This is a genomic window from Brevundimonas sp., from assembly GCF_029946145.1.
Classification (GTDB): Bacteria; Pseudomonadota; Alphaproteobacteria; order Caulobacterales; family Caulobacteraceae; genus Brevundimonas.
In genome coordinates, this window is the sequence record NZ_JAQSDY010000001.1 from 33,520 (window position 1) to 48,449 (window position 14,930).

The window sequence follows — 14,930 nt, forward strand, 5'->3', positions numbered from 1 at the left end:
AGTGTAAAACACACTTGTCAAATCGACAGGGAGTCTTGTCATGAATGAGATCGCCAAACCCAAGCGCCCGCATGGACCCGGCGTCTTCGTCGCGGTGCTCGCCGTCTCCCTCGTTCTGGGCGGTCTGGCCGGATTGGGCAGCGCCTTCCTCGGCGACCAGCCGGGACCGGTCGGCGTGGCGCTCACCGCGGCCATGATCTCCGCCGCCATGGCGGCCGGGCTCGCGGGCTGCGTCTGGTGGTGGCGCGGCATCGACGAGGCCGCGCGCGAGGCTCACAAATGGGCCTGGTGGTGGGGCGGCACGAGCGGAATGGCTGTCGGCGCCGTGCTGCTGCTGACCCTGATGATGCGGGCGCAGGACGTCCCGGTTCCCTCCGGCTTCGGCTCCAGGGCCGCCGACATCTTCGTCTCGGGCATGATGTCCATCCTGCTGTTCCAGCTGGCCGGTTACACCCTCGCCTGGGCCGGCTGGTGGCTGAAGCACCGCTAGGAGCGCGCGAATGAACAACCGCCTCAAGGTGCTGCGCGCCGAACGCGACTGGAGCCAGGCCGATCTCGCCGACGCGCTGGGCGTCTCGCGCCAGACCGTCAACGCCCTCGAAACCGGCCGCTACGACCCCTCCCTGCCGCTGGCCTTCCGCATCGCGAAGGTGTTCGGCCAGCCCATCGAATCCATCTTCACCGAGGACTGATCCTCCGGATCAGGCCCCGACACAAAATCGCTTTCGAACCCTTCCAAGGATTGCCCCCATGACCGTTTCCGCCTGCCTGAAGACCCGCGCCGCCTGCCTGGCCCGCACCGCCCTCGGGGCCGTGCTCGGTCTCGGCCTCGCCGGCGCCGTCGTCTTTCAGCCCGCCCAGGCCTTCGCCCAGGCCGTCGAGCCCGCGCCCGCTCCCGTCGCCGCTCCCCGCGCCGTGCCCCAGGCCGACGGCGCCGGCCCGGGCCTGTGGGTGATCCGCGACGCCGACTCGACCCTCTATCTGTTCGGCACGGTCCATGTGCTGCGCCCGACCACGGCCTGGGGCTCGGCGAAAGTGGACGCCGCCTTCGCCAGCGCGGACCATATCTGGTTCGAGATCTCCAATCCCGACGACCAGGCGGCTCTTGTCCCCCTGATCCAGCAGCACGGTCTGTCGCCGGCCCGCCCGCTGTCCAGCCTGCTGACGGCCGAGGAAATGATCGCCCTGAACGCCGCCGCCTCCGGCGCTGGCCTGACCGCCGCCCAGATCGACCCGTTCCGCCCCTGGCTCGCCGGCCTGACCCTGTCGGTCGCGCCCTTGGTCAAGGCCGGCTACGATCCCCAGTCGGGTGTCGAGCTGATCCTCAAGGCCCGCGCCGACGCGGCGGGCAAGCCCGTTCACGGCTTCGAGACCATCGACAAGCAGATCGGCATCCTCGCCGGCATGTCGGAGGCCGACCAGCTCTCCTTCCTGCGCTCGACGCTTGAGGCCTATGGCGACGCCACGGTCGAACTTGACGAGATGGTGGGGGCCTGGGCCACGGGCGATGTGGCCACCCTGGAACGGGTCGCGGTCGACGAGATGCGCGACGAAGCCCCGGCCGTCTATCAGGCCCTGCTGGTCCAGCGGAACACCGACTGGGCAGGTCAGATCCAGACCCTTCTCGCGGGCTCGGGCACGGCCTTCATCGCCGTGGGCGCGGCCCATCTGGCGGGCGACGACAGCGTGCAGGAAATCCTCGCGGATCGCGGGGTGGCCGTCACCCGCGAATAGGGCGACGGCTGGAGCTAGCGGGCCGAGCCCCGGGTCCGGGGCAGGAAGCCGTTCTCGATGAAGCGCCGGTCGGCCCAGGTCGAATGGGTGCCACTGGAGATCTTGTGCGGCAGGGCGATGCGGACCACCGGACCGGCGGCGAAATCCTTGCAGTCGATCAGGACGCACTCGGAGGTCCGGGTGTTCTCGTCGATCAGGAAGCTGACCAGATAGCCGTCGTCCTCGTCCCTTGCGTCGATGCGAGGCACGAAGGGCGACTCGCTGGCGTAGACGCCTTCGGGAAGGGCGAACTCCTGGGACTCGCCCGTGTGCAGGTCATGCTTGACCAGGCCCTTGAACAGGAACCAGCCAGGCTTGGTAAAGGTGCTGTAGGCGTAGCGGTAGGGGATTCCGGCGTAGCGCTGGTTGAACATGCCGAACTCGAGAATCCGCTCGTCCAGCCGCTGTTCGCGGGTCTCGCCGGTCTTCAGGTTGAAACGCCAGCGGTGCAGTTTGGGGCGGAAGCTGTGCTCATCCAGGAAGGCCATCATATGGCCCATGCCCTTGGGATATCCCTCCAGCGGCGGGGGGCAGGGGTCTTCCTGGAAATAGCCGTCGAGGACGATCTCGTCGCCTTCCTCATACGCGTTGAGGAAGTGCAGGACATAGGTCGGCTCCGCCTCGAACCAGCGGATCTCATCGGGCCGGCCGTAGCGGGGAATGATGCCGAAGCGCGACTTGACCCCCTCGTGCATGCGCGAGACGTGGATGTCCTGCTTCAGCAGCGCCTCATCCCAGAACAGCGGGAAGTCGTTGAGGATCGAATAGTTCTCGGTGAACGCCATATCGTGCGGCAACCGGGCGCCCGGCAGGTCGATCGGCACGTAATGGGCCAGCTTTCCGGTCCGGTCGACGACGCCATAGTGCATGTAGGGCGCGTGGGTCCCGTAGTTGAAAAACAGCATCTCGCCCGTGGCCTCATCGACCTTGGGATGGGCCGAGACGCCGTCGAGCGGTCCCCATGAGGCGACGCCCGACTGCTCCAGGGTTTCCGGGTCCAGCAGATAGGCTTCGCCGCACTGGTAGAAGGTCGAGGCGATCTTGCCGGCATGGACCACCACATCGGTGCTGGAGGAATCCTTGATCGCCCCGTGCGCACCGAACCCCGGGCGCTTCGAGGTCCCCGGCGGGTCCATCAGCCCGCCCCAGAGCGACCCTCCGGTCTCCTGCTCGGCCTGGAAGCAGCGGGTGCGGACAAAGCGATTGCGATAGTCGGCCTTGCCGTTCCGGAAGCTGATGGTGTGCACCATGCCGTCGCCGTCGAACGGATGGTAGCGGCCGATCGGCTCATGGACCTGGTTTTCGGTGTTGCGGACGTAGACCCCGTCGATGTCGTCGGGGATCCGGCCCTCGATCACCTTCAGATCCGTGGCGTCCACCTCCGTGAAGATCGGGGTCCAGGCCCCCGTCAGATAGGGGTGGTTGGAGGGCTTCAGGGAAGACTTGATGGGCGGCAGGGTGTGGACGGTCATGGCGGATTCCCGAACGGCGGTGATCGAACCTAGGCCTGAATGGTATGTTTACGCAAGTCACGTGGCGAGTTCTTGCGGGTAGCTTGCACTGCCGGACTATCGTCGCTAGCGTGCTTTCATAAGCAGACCAATAAGCGACATAGAGGGATTCATGGGACCGCTTGACGCAGCTCATTCGGGTCAGGAATCCGCTCCGGCCGACCTGCCGCCATTCCGCGACGCCGGTCTGATGCCGGTCGATCTGGAGGTCGACGCCCGGGCGGACGGCGCCCTGTTGGTGCGCTCCCGTGTGCCGATCGCCGAGCATGACTGGAACGTCCCGCGCGCCATCCGGGCGGCGGCCCGCTCCCATCCCGACAAGCCGGCGCTGGCCCGGCGGGAGGGCGGGACAGGCGACTGGCGCTTCACTTCCTACGGCGAACTGGCCGACCGGATCGACGCCGTAAGCCAGTGGCTGCTCGACCAGTCGCTGCCGGCGGGCGCCGCGGTGATGATCATGGGTCCGAACTCGCCAGCCTTCGCCGCTGTCGCCCTGGGCGCGATGGCCGCCGGCGCGCCCGCGGCTCCGGTCAGCCTGCAGTACGCCATGCTGGGCGGCGACCTCGGCCGGCTCCGTCACGTGCTGGACCGGGTGCGCCCCGCGGTTCTGTTCATCGAGGACGCCCGCCCCGTCGCCGCTGCGCTGGAGGCGCTGGACCTTCGGAACATCACGCTGATCACGGCGACGCCGGAGGCGGTTCGCGCAGCGCGGGTCGCGCCTCTGGCCGAGGTGTTCGCCACCCGGGTCACGGCGGCCGTCGAAGCGCGGGTGAACGCGCTGCGGCCGGACGATCACGCCCACTATCTGCTGACCTCCGGTTCGACCGGCCTGCCCAAGGTGGTGGCGATCTCCTACGCCAACCTGGCGGCCAATACGGCCCAGGGAACCCAGGCCACCGGCGAAGTCCTGCGCTGGGACGGCGCCATCCTGAACTGGCTCCCCTGGCACCACACAGCCGGCGCGAGCGTGCTGCGCTCCACCCTGCTGGCGGGCGGAACCTTCTATATCGACGACGGCAAGCCCCTGCCCGGCCTGCTGGAGATATCGTTGCGGAACCTCAAGGAAATTCCGGTCGAATATTACACCAACGTGCCGCTGGGGTTCACCCTGCTGGCCGACGCCCTTGAGGCCGATCCCGACCTGCGCAAGGTATTCTTCTCCGGGCTTCGGCTGATGCTGTTCGGCGGCGCCGCCCTGGCCCAGCCCGTCTACGACCGGATCCAGAAGATGGCGATCTCGGAAACCGGCCATCGCATCATGATGACCTCCGCCTACGGCTCGACCGAAACCACGGCGGGCTTCCTCGCCGGCTACGCCTATACGGACAAGGTAGGGCTCGGGCTGCCCCTGCCCGGCGTAACGTTGAAGCTGGTTCCGCACGACGGCCCGGGAAGCCAGCGCTGGGAGGTCCGGGTCAAGGGGCCGAACGTCACGCGCGGCTACCTCAACGATCCCGAACGCACGGCCGCGGCCTTCGACGACGAGGGCTTCTACTGCATGGGCGACCTGGCCACCTTCATCACGCCGGGAGAGATCGCCGGCGGCCTGGCCTTCGCCGGCCGGCTGGCCGAGGAGTTCAAGCTGTCGACCGGGGCGTGGGTTTACGGCGGTCCGGCGCGCGAGGCCGTCCTGAACGCTCTCTCGCCCCTGATCACCGAACTGGTTCTGTGCGAGGAGAACCGGCCCTGTCTCGGCATCCTGGCTTGGCCGTCGGCGGAGGGGGTGAAGCGCGAACTCGGCCTCGACCTTCCTGAGGCGATCGCCTCAGGCCGACTGGCCGGGGCCATGCGCGAGCGGCTGGCCGCGCATAACGCTGTCCATCCCATCGCCTCGATGCGCATCGCGCGCGCGGTGATCCTGTTTACCCCGCCCGATCCCAACGCCCACGAGGTGTCCGACAAGGGCAGCATCAATCGCCGCGGGGTCATCGACAATCGCGCCGTCGAGGTGGCGCGGCTCTACGCCGACGCGCCGGACGCGGGCGTCATCGTGGTCTGAACGCCGCCGCACCGGTCGGCCTGCTGAAGGGATACCCATGGACATCGCCCAGGCGCTGCTGATCAATTTCGCCGTCGCGCTCGGCCTGCTGCTCATGGTGTGGCTGGTCTGTCTGCAGCTCAGGGACGCGACCATCGTCGACGCCTTCTGGGCCTTCGGACATGTGGCCGTGGCGATCGCCAGCTTCGTGCAGGCGAAACAGGGCTACGAGCCGCGCAAGCTGCTGATGCTGGGGCTCTGCGTTCTCTGGGGCCTGCGTCTCGGCGGCTACATGTTGTGGCGCTGGCGGGTCCACGGCCCGGATCGGCGCTACGCCTCCCTGATCGGCAAGGCCGGCCGCGATCGCGGCTGGGGCTTCGCCAGGGCGTCGCTGCTACTCGTCTTTCTGACCCAGGCGCCGGTCATGTGGCTGTCGTCGCTGCCGGTGCAACTGGGCCAGTTTGCGGCGACGCCCGCGGCCCTCGGTCCGCTGGCCTGGGCCGGCGGCGCCCTAGCCCTGTTCGGCCTGGCCTACGAGACCATCGCCGATGTGCAGATGCAGCGCTTTCGCGGCCGCGCCGACGCCCGCGACCGGGTCATGAACGAGGGCCTCTGGCGCTACTGCCGGCACCCCAACTATTTCGGGGAGGCGCTCGTCTGGATCGGCATCTTCCTGATCGGCGCGGAGACGGCGCTTGGCTGGTTCGCCCTGCCGGGGGTTCTGTTCCTGGTCTGGACGCTGAACAAATGGAGCGGCGCGGCGACGCTGGAGCCGCGCCTGACCCGCACCCGCGCCGGCTATGCCGACTACGTGGCGCGCACCAATCGCTTCATCCCCGCCCCCCCGCGGAAGGCCGTCGGCCCGGGCTGAGCCATCCCCGAAGGCCTTGCCGGTCGGCGGCGCCCGCGCCTAGACTGGCTTGCAACAGGAGACTGATTTCATGGTCTACATCCTCGGCGGCCAACAGACCGACTTCCGCCGCAACTGGGCGCGCGAGGGCCTGGAGATCGCGGACGGCTTCTCTGAGACCCTGGCCGCCGGCCTTGAGTCGACGGACCTGGAGCCTGCTGACATCGACGTCGGCCATGTGGGCAATTTCGTCGGCGACCTGTTCGCGGGTCAGGGCATGCTGGGCGGCTTCTTCGCCCTGGCCGATGAGCGCTTCAACGGCATGCCGGCGTCGCGTCACGAGGGGGCCTGCGCCTCCGGTTCATTGGCCATCCTGGCCGCCATGGCCGACATAGAATCCGGCCGTTACGGCACGGCCGCGGTGCTGGGGCTGGAGCTGATGCGCAACGTGCCGGGCCAGACCGCGGCCGGGCACCTCGGCGCCGCCGCCTGGGCCGGACACGAATACCAGGACGCGCGCTATGTCTGGCCGCGCGCCTTTTCGGATCTCACCGAGGAATACGATCGGCGCTACGGCATCGACGAGGCGCATCTGCGGCGCATCTCACAGATCAATTTCGCCAACGGCCGGCTGAACCCCAACGCCCAGACGCGCGACTACGTCTTCCCCGAGGAAGCCTTCACCGCCGACGACGAGGTCAATCCGGTGATCGAGGGTCGGGTGCGCAAGACAGATTGCGGCCAGGTGACCGACGGCGCGGCGATTGTCTTTCTCGCCTCGGCCGAGCGCGCGGCCGACTATGCACGTCGCCGCGGCGTGCCGCTGGAATCCCTGCCGCGCATCAAGGGCTGGGGTCACCGCAATGCGCCGATCAGCTACGCCCGCAAGATCGCCGCCAGCGCCGGCGACGCCTACGTCTTCCCGCAGGTGAAGCGGGCCAGCGACGAGGCGCGGGCCCGGGCCGGCCTGGGGCTGCCGGACATCGACGCCGTCGAGACCCACGACTGTTTCTCGATGACCGAATACATGGCCATCGATCACCTGGGCCTCACCGCCCCGGGCGAGGCCTGGAAGGCGGTCGAGGCCGGCGACATCGAGATCGGGGGCCGCCTGCCGATCAACCCTTCGGGCGGCCTGATCGGCTGCGGTCATCCGGTCGGCGCGACCGGCGTGCGGATGGCGCTGGACGCCTTCAAACAGACCACCGGAACCGCCGGGGACTACCAGGTTGAGGGCGCCCGAAACGTCCAGACCCTGAACATCGGCGGCTCGACCACCACCACCGTCAGCCTGGTGGTCGGGGTCTAGGGTTCGCGCCGCCGGATGGCGATGGCGGCCGTGCCGTGCACCACGACCCGGCCGTCCGGCAGGGCCACGGTGACCTCGGCCACCACCTTGCGCGCATCGGCATAGGCGGCGCGACCTTCGATCATCAGATGGCCTGCGTCGATCGGGGCGGCGTTGAGGAATCGCAGGTTCAGGTCGGTCGACAGCAGATATTCGCCGGGTTTGAGCAGCGTCATGGCCGCGCCGCCGCCGGCGATGTCGACCAGGGCGGCCGTCACCCCGCCGTGCACCAGGCCGACGAAATTGGCGTGGCCGTCGTCGAGGTCGCAGCGGACCACCATCCGACCCTTGCCGACCTCGACCGGCCAGGCCCGCAGCCGCTCGGTGAAACCGCCGGCGAACCGGGCCTCGGCCCAGCGCCGCGCCAGCTCCAGCCCGTCGGCTTCCGGATCGAGCCGGAAGCGCGAGGCGAGGGAGGGCGGCATCACGCCGCCGCCGGGGCGGTCAAGCTGTTGAATCGGTTCGCCGCCGTGCGGTACTCGCGCTCCAGCCGCGCGACCACCTCGGCGGTGGACTCCACCGCGTCGATGCGGCCGAGGCCCTGGCCGGCCGCCCATATGTCCTTCCAGCGTTTGTTCTGTCCGCCGGAATAGTCGCGCTGGACGGCGCCGCCGAGCGCGTCGGGGTCCAGGCCGGCGGCCCGCAGGCTGGGCTTCAGCCACGAGGCGTCGGTGCCGGTGACGGCGGGCGAAACGATCAGATCGTCGGCGTCGCAGTCGACCACCATCTGCTTGTAGGCGTCCTGGGCGAGGCTCTCGCGCGTGGCGAGGAAGCGGGTGCCCATGTAGACCATGTCCGCCCCGGCCGCGATCGCCCCGGCGACGCCTGCGCCATCGGCGACGCCGCCGCCGATCACCAGCGTCCCGTCGAAGAATTCGCGCACAGCCGAGACGAAGGCGAAGGGTGACAGGTGGCCGGTGTGCCCACCGGCGCCGGCGCTGATGCAGGCCAGGCCGTCGACCCCCGCCTCGGCCGCCTTGCGGGCCAGCCTCATATTGACCACGTCGGCGAAGACCTGGCCGCCGTAGGCCTTCACCGTCTCCATCACCGGCTTGGGCGAGCCCAGGGCGGTGATCACGATCGGCGGCTTGTAACGCGCCACCATGGCGAGGTCCTCGGGCAGTCGGGCGTTGGTCGAATGGGTGATCAGATTGGCGATCCACGGCCCGTCGCCCGGCGACACAGCCGAGGTGATCTGGTCCATCCAGCGGTCCAGATCCTCGATCGTCCGGCAGTTGGGAGTCGGAAAGGCGCCGCCGATCCCCGCTTTGCAGGCGGCGATGACCAGGTCCGGGCCGGAGACCAGGAACATGGGCGCTGCGATGACGGGCAGCCGCAGGGCGTGAGGGAAAACGGAACTCATACCGGGGACGCTTCTCCGAGGCGGTCGCGCAGGTCTCGCTTCAGGACCTTGCCGACCGGGTTGCGCGGCAGGGCGTCGATGACCTCCAGCCGCTCGATCTGTTTGTAGACGGCGACCTGCTTTTCGTCGGTCAGGTAGCGGTTGATGTCTGCCAGATCGGCGGTCTGATCCGGACGGAAGACCGCGAAGGCGCACAGCCGCTCGCCCAGGCGCGGATCGGGCGCCCCGACCACGGCGACGTCGGCGATCGCCGGGTGGCCCAGCAGGTGCCCCTCGATCTCTTCCGACGAGATGTTCATGCCGCCGCGGATGATGATGTCCTTCAGCCGCCCGACGAAGCGGATGAACCGCCCGTCGCCGCCCGCCAGTTCGAACAGGTCGCCGGAGCGGAACCAGCCCTCCGCGTCGAAGGCCCGTTCGCTGACTTCAGGCGATCGCCAGTAGCCCGAGAACACCGTCGGTCCCTTGATCCGCAGTTCGCCGGGACGACCGGGTTCGGTGATTTCCTCCTCGGTCTCGGGGTCAACGACGCGGGTGGTGATCCGGTCGTGAAGCAGGGCCTTCCATTTCCGGCCCTGGCCGAAGCGCGGGAACACGGTCGCCCGCTCGGCGGGGTCGGGAACGTCCTGCCAGGCGCTGGGGAAGGAACAACCCTCGTTGGAGCCGAAATAGTTGACGATCTGGACGCCGTACTTCTCGTGGAAGGTGGCCACCATCCACGGCGACAGGGGCGCCGACCCGGAGCCGATCGACTTCAGCCGGGTGAAGTCGATCCCGGCCAGCAGGGCCTCGTTCTGCAGCAGCAGGTTCAGCACCGCCGGCGGCGCGACCGTATAGTCGATGGCCTCGTCGCGCATCTGTTTGAGCAGCACGGGCAGATCAAACGGGTGGTGCTGGATCAGCCGCCCGCCAGTGATAAGCCAGCTGATGAAGCCGGTCGATATCCCGGCCATGTTGACCATGGGAAACGGATTGAGGATGCGCGCGCCGGGCCGCAGGTCGGCGGCGTCCGAGACGCCGGCGCCCATGATGATCCACTCGTTGTGGCTGCGCGGCACGCCCTTGGGCTGGGCCTCGGTCCCGGAGGTCCAGCAGATGGTGACGACGTCGTCGGCGGTGATCTTCGCCGCCTTCATGGCCCCCCGGGCGGACCTGAGCTGCTTCGCCGTCACGGCGTCCAGGCGTGGCTCCAGGTCGATAGCCCCGGTCGGGCAGGTCTCGCCCAGCACGAAGATATGCTTCAACGCCGCCGAGCGCTCGCTGACGCTCAGCAGCATCTCGCCGTGGGCGTGCTTGCCGATGCGGTCGGTCGTCAGGGCGGCGACGGCCCCGGTCTTGCCGGCGATATAGCCCAGCTCGTTCTCACGATACTGGACCGGCGCCGGCGAGACGATGACCCCGAGCCGCAAGGCCGCCAGATAGGCGATGCTCAGTTCGTTGATGTTGGGCAGCTGGACGATCAGAACGTCGTCCTTCTTCAGGCCGTGGTCGTGCAGGACGGCGGCCAGCTGATCCACCGCCTCATCGACCTGTCGCCAGGTCAGGCGTTCGGGCGTTCCACCCATGATGTCGGCGGCGTTGATCGGGTCGATCAGCGCTTCCGCGTCCGGGTGGGCGGCCAGGTGTCGCCGGAACAGGCCGTCCAGCGTGTCCTCGCCCCACCAGCCTTTCGCCTTGAATTCGCGGATGCGGTCCTGCGGGACGACGATCATCGGGCAACCTCCACTTGGTCTTGCGGTTCCCGGTCGTTCGAAGCCGGGTAGATCAGGCTGCGCACCGCGCCGCGCACCACCTTGCCGACCGGGTTGCGGGGCAGGGCGGGAACGATGTGCAGGCATTTGGGCGTTCGCACCGGGCCCAGGGCGCGGCGCACATGGTCGAGCAGGCTGTCGGCGTCGGCGAGGGCCGGGTCGAAGGCCACGGCGACTTCCAGCCGCTCGCCCCAGACCGGATCATCGACGCCGAAGGCGCAGGCCTCGCGCACGGCCGGATGGGCCCCCAGCGCCGCCTCGACCTCGGCCGGATAGATGTTGTAGCCGCCCGAGATGATCATCTCCCGCGACCGCCCCAGGATGGTCAGGCGGCCGTCGGCCTCCAGCCGCCCCAGGTCGCCGGTCTTCAGCCAGCCGTCGAAGCGCGCCGCCGCCGTCGCCTCGGGATCGTCCAGATAGCGCGTGTCGGCCAGGTCGCCGCCGACCAGGATCTCGCCCTCGCCGATCCCGGCCACGGCGCCGTCGGCGGTCAGAACCCGCACCGGAGTCTTCGGGAAGGGATAGCCGGCGCAGGCCTGCAACTCCGGCCGCGCCGCCTGGGCCGGGTCGAGAGCGCTGATCGCCATCGGCGCTTCGGTCTGGCCGTAGAGGGCGCCCAGCACCGGGCCAAAGCGCTGGATGGCCTCGCGGATGCGGGCCGGAGGCATCGGGGCCGCGGACCAGGTCAGGTGGCGCAGTCGGGGAAAGTCTTCGGGACCGAACGCCGCCTCCTCCATCAGCAGATAGATCAGCGTCGGCGGCATGAAGGCGACGGTGACGCGGCGCTTCAGCTCGGCGAGAATTCCGGCCCTGTCGGGACGGGCCATCAGAACATGGGCGCCCCCGGCGGCCAGCACCGGCAGGATGTAGTGGGATGAGCCGTGGGTCAGGGGCGCGACGGCCAGGTTCACATCCGAAGGGCCGAACCCGTAGAACGCCTGCATCGAACGCAAGGCGGCCAGGGCCGAGCGCCGGCTCTGGACCACCCCCTTTGGCGTCCCGGTGGAGCCGCCGGTGAATTTGATCGCGAAGTCGGCTGCGGGGTCGTCGTCCATCGGCGGCGCGGGCGCCCGGGCAGCGGCGAGGGCGAGCCAGTCTTCAAGGTCCACGACCGGAGCAGCGGCGTCGAGCTGGGCCCGGGAGTCTTCGTCGACCAGCAGCAGATCGAGCCCGGCGCGACGGCGCAGGTCTCCGTTCAGACCCGGCCCATTGCGCGGGTTGAGCGGAACCCAGACCGCGCCCGCCCTGAGGATCGCCAGGTAGGCGACGACATGAGCCCAGCTGTTGCCGGCGCACAGGCCGACGCGGCGCCCTCGGCCCAGACCCCGCCGGAACAGGTCGCCGGCGAGGGCGTCTGTCAGCGCCAGAAGCTCGCCATGGCTGACGGTGCGCGCACCGTCGATCAGGGCCGGCCGGTCGAGGCGCTCCTGCGCCCCCTCGTAGATCACCGCCACCGGGTTCACGCCGCACGCTCCAGCACGGTGACGACCGTGGCCGCCTCCTCGACTCCGAGGAAGCCGCCGCCGTTCTCGGCGACGGCGATCCGGGCGCCGGCGACCTGGACCGGGCCGGCCTCGCCGCGCAGCTGGCGCGTCAGGTCGTGCAGCTGGATGATGCCGGTGGCCCCCACGGGATGGCCCTTGGCCACCAGCCCGCCGGTGGTGTTGACCGGGCTGCGGCCGCCCAGCGCGAAATCGCCCCGCCGCAGTCGCGCGCCCACCGTCCCCGGTTCGGCCAGTCCCAGATTCTCGATCTGCTGCACCTCGGCGTAGCTGGTGGCGTCATGGACCTCGACGACATCGACATCCTCGGGCCCGACGCCGGCCTGGGCCCAGGCCGCCAGCGCCGCGCGTCGGCCGATGTGGTTGTCGAGGTCCGAGGCCTCGCGCAACGAGGCGCTGACGAGGGCGCAGCCGCGCACCCGCACCGCCCGCGCGGCGGCTCCCAGCCGCATCAGCCCGGCGAGGTTGCAGACCACCGCGGCCGCCGCCCCGTCGCTGACCGGGGCGCACATGGCGCGGGTGAAGGGATGGACCACCGGCTTGTCGGCCAGCACCTGCTCGACCGTCATCGCGGTCCGGTACTGGGCGTAGGGGTTCAGGGCGCCGGCGGCGTGGTTCTTGGCGGCGGCGCGGGCGAAGTCCTCGACCGTCGTGCCGTGGCGCGCCATGTGGGCCCGGGCCTGGGCGGCATAGAGGTCCATGAACAGGCTGCGGCCCTCGCCCGGCGCCGCGCCGCCCAGCTCGCGGATGAAGGCCAGCACGCCCTCCCGGTCGTGGATGTCTGTCCCGCCGGCGAACGCGGCCGCCACCCGGTCCGGCCGGTCGGGCCAGACCATCTTCTCGGCCCCGACGATCAGGGCGATCTCGCCTTCTCCGGCCCTGAGCCATTGTATCGCCAGCCAGAGGGCGGTGGACCCCGAGGCGCAGGCGTTCTCGACATTGACGATCGGAATCCCGGCCAGGCCCAGCGGGCGCAAGGCGATCTGGCCGCGCACGGTGTTCTGACCCTCCAGCATCGGCTGGCGGGTGTTGGAGAACCACGCCGCCCCGATGTCGGCCCGATCCGCGCCAGCGTCCGCCAGCGCCGCGCGCACGGCTTCGGCGGTCAGCGACTTGACGCTCTGGTCCAGCCGCTTGCCCAGCGCGGTCATGCCGACCCCGGCGATGAAGACCTCGGTCGTCATGCCGCCGCCGGTCGGCGCCGCTGCACAATGCGGAAGCGCGAGGCCACGAAGGCCAGGTCGGCGAGGCAGGCGTTGCCCGCGGGATTGAGACCCGTGACGTGATAGTCGCTGTAGGCGGCGGCGAAGTTGATCCACATGGCGCCGGTCAGGTTGATCGTCAGATTGGCGCCGGCCTGCTCATAGTGCGGGATCGACCGGTCGATGAAGGTCTCATCGGTCGAATAGAGGTAGGACGAGATCGATCCCTGCTCGCGCGCCAGCCGCGTCGCCTCGGCCACCGCCTCATCCCCATCCATCGCCACCACGAACAGCACCGGGCCGAAATGTTCCTCTGCGTAGAGGTCGGGCGCCGGGCCGTCCACGGCGACCACCAGCGGTGTCAGGGTCCGGGCCTTGGGGAAATGTGGATGGGCGTAAGGCGCGGCCTCCCGCAACACCCGCGCGAGGGGATGCTGGTCGAGGGCTCCGCGTACCGCGGACACGGCCTTCAGGCTGACCATCCCCTGGATGGCCCCCATAATGCCTGCGGCCTGGGCCGGGTCGTCGGTGATAGCGTCGATCTGCTCGACCAACGCCCGGCCGAACCCCGCGGCGAGGTCCGGGCGGACGTAGATCACCTGCGGGCTGGTGCACATCTGGGCCGAGAACAGGCAGGCGGCGCGGGCTACGGCGCGGGCGACGGCGGTCAGGTCGTCGACCGAGTCCACGACCACCGTGTTGACGCCCGCGGTCTCGGTGAACAGCAGCTTGCCGGTGACCGTACGCTCGAGATGACCGCCGTAGCGGGGGCTGCCCGTGAAATCGACGATCTGCACCGCCGGATGGTCGACCAGGACCTGCGCCACCGGGTCTTCCAGGGTGTCGACGGCCAGGGTCACCAGATCGGGGTCGAACCCGTGGTCAGCCAGCACGCGGCGGCATTCGCGCACCACGATGGCCATGGGCAGGACGGCCACGGGGTGCGGCTTGACGATCACCGGATTGCCGGTGGCCAGGCTGGCGAACATCGCCGGATAGGCGTTCCAGGTCGGGAAGCTGGCGCAGCAGATGACCAGGCTGACACCACGCGGGACCAGGGCGTAGGTCTTGTCCAGCACGACCCGCTCGCCGCCGAATTCGCGCTCGTAGCGGCCCGAGACGGCCACGTCGCGCATCGCCTTGACCGCATAGGCCAGCGCCTCGATGCCCCGGTCCAGCGCATTGGGGCCCGAACCGCTGAACGCCTGGGTGTAGCTCTGGCCAGCGACATGCATGATCGCCTGGGCCATCTCGAAATTCACCTCATAGAGACGAACCGCCATCTCGGCGCACAGGGCGGCGCGCAGTTCAGGCGCGGCGGCGGCCCAGGCGGGCATGGCCGCCCCGGCGGCGGCGATCAGGGCGTCGGGCGCGCAGACGGGATAGGTCACCCCCAGCGGTTCCAGCGTATAGGGCGAGACCTCGGCGCCGGCCCGGCCGACGACGCCCGGCAGGTCCAGCTCGAACGGCCGCCCCAACTGGGCCTCGAACGCCGCCTTGCCGGCCGCCGGCTTTTCGGCTCCATGAATCTTCGTCGACGGCGAGTCCCGGAAGGGCGACCAGGCGCGGCGCGTGCGGATCGCCTCAAGCGCCGCTTCGATCAGGGGTGCGTGGCGCTCGACGACGGCTTCGCGCATGCGCGGGACATGCTC

General features: G+C 69.6%; 13 protein-coding genes. 6 read left to right on the forward strand and 7 right to left on the reverse strand.

Translation table 11 applies throughout. The annotated features are described in order from the left end of the window. The first annotated feature begins 40 nt into the window (after positions 1-40). The 3 genes from PSV23_RS00190 to PSV23_RS00200 are packed head-to-tail and all read left to right on the forward strand — an operon-like array spanning position 41 to position 1,734. Positions 41-490, forward strand: coding sequence for a hypothetical protein (locus tag PSV23_RS00190; RefSeq protein WP_300465402.1), 450 nt, complete (start codon positions 41-43; stop codon positions 488-490). A 10-nt stretch (positions 491-500) separates the two neighbouring features. Beyond that, positions 501-692, forward strand: a complete 192-nt coding sequence (locus tag PSV23_RS00195) for a helix-turn-helix transcriptional regulator (RefSeq protein WP_300465404.1) — start codon at positions 501-503, stop codon at positions 690-692. Positions 693-750: 58 nt separating this feature from the next. Next, complete coding sequence (locus PSV23_RS00200) at positions 751-1,734, forward strand: TraB/GumN family protein (protein ID WP_300465406.1); 984 nt, start codon at positions 751-753, stop codon at positions 1,732-1,734. A gap of 14 nt (positions 1,735-1,748) precedes the next feature. Here PSV23_RS00200 and PSV23_RS00205 read toward each other — a convergent pair whose 3' ends face one another. Then, a complete protein-coding gene (locus PSV23_RS00205; protein WP_300465408.1) occupies positions 1,749-3,245 on the reverse strand; it encodes a carotenoid oxygenase family protein in 1,497 nt (498 codons plus the stop codon). 151 nt (positions 3,246-3,396) lie between these two features. Here PSV23_RS00205 and PSV23_RS00210 point away from each other — a divergent pair, with 151 nt between their 5' ends. The 3 genes from PSV23_RS00210 (at position 3,397) to PSV23_RS00220 (ending at position 7,421) form a co-directional block, all read left to right on the forward strand. Next, positions 3,397-5,283, forward strand: coding sequence for an AMP-binding protein (locus tag PSV23_RS00210; protein ID WP_300465410.1), 1,887 nt, complete (start codon positions 3,397-3,399; stop codon positions 5,281-5,283). 37 nt (positions 5,284-5,320) lie between these two features. After that, complete coding sequence (locus PSV23_RS00215) at positions 5,321-6,133, forward strand: DUF1295 domain-containing protein (RefSeq protein ID WP_300465412.1); 813 nt, start codon at positions 5,321-5,323, stop codon at positions 6,131-6,133. A gap of 70 nt (positions 6,134-6,203) precedes the next feature. After that, the gene (locus PSV23_RS00220) at positions 6,204-7,421 is read left to right on the forward strand and encodes an acetyl-CoA acetyltransferase (protein WP_300465414.1); all 1,218 of its coding nucleotides are present in this window, start codon (positions 6,204-6,206) and stop codon (positions 7,419-7,421) included. Here the strand turns inward: PSV23_RS00220 and PSV23_RS00225 are convergent. Genes PSV23_RS00225 through PSV23_RS00250 form a run of 6 tightly spaced genes read right to left on the reverse strand, consistent with a single transcriptional unit; the run spans position 7,418 to position 14,915 of the window. Continuing rightward, positions 7,418-7,885, reverse strand: a complete 468-nt coding sequence (locus tag PSV23_RS00225) for a PaaI family thioesterase (protein WP_300465415.1) — start codon at positions 7,883-7,885, stop codon at positions 7,418-7,420. The genes PSV23_RS00220 and PSV23_RS00225 overlap by 4 nt on opposite strands. After that, positions 7,885-8,823: a nitronate monooxygenase gene (locus tag PSV23_RS00230; RefSeq protein ID WP_300465417.1), complete on the reverse strand. Its 939-nt coding sequence runs from the start codon at positions 8,821-8,823 to the stop codon at positions 7,885-7,887. Before PSV23_RS00230 ends, PSV23_RS00225 begins: the two co-directional genes overlap by 1 nt. After that, complete coding sequence (locus PSV23_RS00235; RefSeq protein ID WP_300465419.1) at positions 8,820-10,535, reverse strand: class I adenylate-forming enzyme family protein; 1,716 nt, start codon at positions 10,533-10,535, stop codon at positions 8,820-8,822. Before PSV23_RS00235 ends, PSV23_RS00230 begins: the two co-directional genes overlap by 4 nt. Continuing rightward, positions 10,532-12,037: a class I adenylate-forming enzyme family protein gene (locus tag PSV23_RS00240; RefSeq protein WP_300465421.1), complete on the reverse strand. Its 1,506-nt coding sequence runs from the start codon at positions 12,035-12,037 to the stop codon at positions 10,532-10,534. Before PSV23_RS00240 ends, PSV23_RS00235 begins: the two co-directional genes overlap by 4 nt. Further along, positions 12,034-13,260 carry a thiolase family protein gene (locus tag PSV23_RS00245; RefSeq protein ID WP_300465423.1) on the reverse strand — a complete coding sequence of 409 codons (1,227 nt, stop codon included), beginning with the start codon at positions 13,258-13,260 and terminating at the stop codon, positions 12,034-12,036. The genes PSV23_RS00240 and PSV23_RS00245 overlap by 4 nt, the downstream gene beginning before the upstream one ends. After that, a complete protein-coding gene (locus tag PSV23_RS00250) occupies positions 13,257-14,915 on the reverse strand; it encodes an aldehyde dehydrogenase family protein (RefSeq protein WP_300465425.1) in 1,659 nt (552 codons plus the stop codon). Before PSV23_RS00250 ends, PSV23_RS00245 begins: the two co-directional genes overlap by 4 nt. Positions 14,916-14,930 lie beyond the last annotated feature (15 nt).